The organism is Halomonas sp. BM-2019 (genome assembly GCF_017584085.1).
In genome coordinates this window covers 2,496,439-2,497,101 of record NZ_CP071922.1, presented here as the reverse complement: position 1 = coordinate 2,497,101, position 663 = coordinate 2,496,439, and the positions used below count along the sequence as shown (strand labels likewise).

The window sequence follows — 663 nt, the reverse complement described above, 5'->3', positions numbered from 1 at the left end:
GTCGTGTCGAGGGAGGTGAAGAGCCCGGCACCAGCCAGGACAAGCCCGGCCAGGGCGAGGGCCACCTGGTGGCGCGCCGGGAACAGGCCCAGGAAGGCGACGATGGCCAGGGTCAGGGGCAGCGCGACCAGCAGCGGCAGCAGCCAGGCTTCGGGACTCACGGCCCCTCCTTGTGCCGGCGTCGCTCGTGGGCCTGTACCATGAGGGCGAGCACCGCAGCGGTGGTGCTGACCGCCACCACGATGCCGGTCAGCACCATGGCGTGGGGCAGCGGGTCGATGCCCTCGGCGGTGCGGGCCAGGGCCACCAGCAGCAGGAAGACGGCGCTGGCCAGCACGTTGAGCGCCAGCACCCGGCGCAGCAGGTCCGCGGTGCGAAACAGGCCGACCAGCGCCATGCCGGTGAGCAGGGCGGCCAGCAGCAGGTAGAGCTCGCTCATCGGCCCGGCTCCCCGTAGAGGTAGAAGGCCATCAGCATCAGGGCGATGGAGAGGGCGGCGGCGACCTCCACGGCGAGGATCACCGTCCCTGCCACCTCGCCGGGTATGGCCAGGAAGGTGCCGGTGATCAGCAGGCCGCCGAGTGCCACGCTCAGGAACAGCAGCACCCCGGCAACCAGCAGCAGGCGCAGCAGCGGCTGGCGGCGGGGCTCGTGCATCCAGGG

The 663-nt window shown here is 72.1% G+C and carries 1 protein-coding gene and 1 pseudogene; both read right to left on the bottom strand.

The window, feature by feature from the left end:
* Positions 1-157: 157 nt before the first annotated feature.
* Positions 158-439 (bottom strand): NADH-quinone oxidoreductase subunit K, encoded by a 282-nt coding sequence (locus J5F18_RS12475; protein ID WP_346298942.1) that lies wholly within the window; start codon positions 437-439, stop codon positions 158-160.
* Positions 436-663: pseudogene (locus tag J5F18_RS12470) on the bottom strand (sodium:proton antiporter); the annotation flags it as partial. The gene J5F18_RS12475 and the pseudogene J5F18_RS12470, both read right to left, overlap by 4 nt.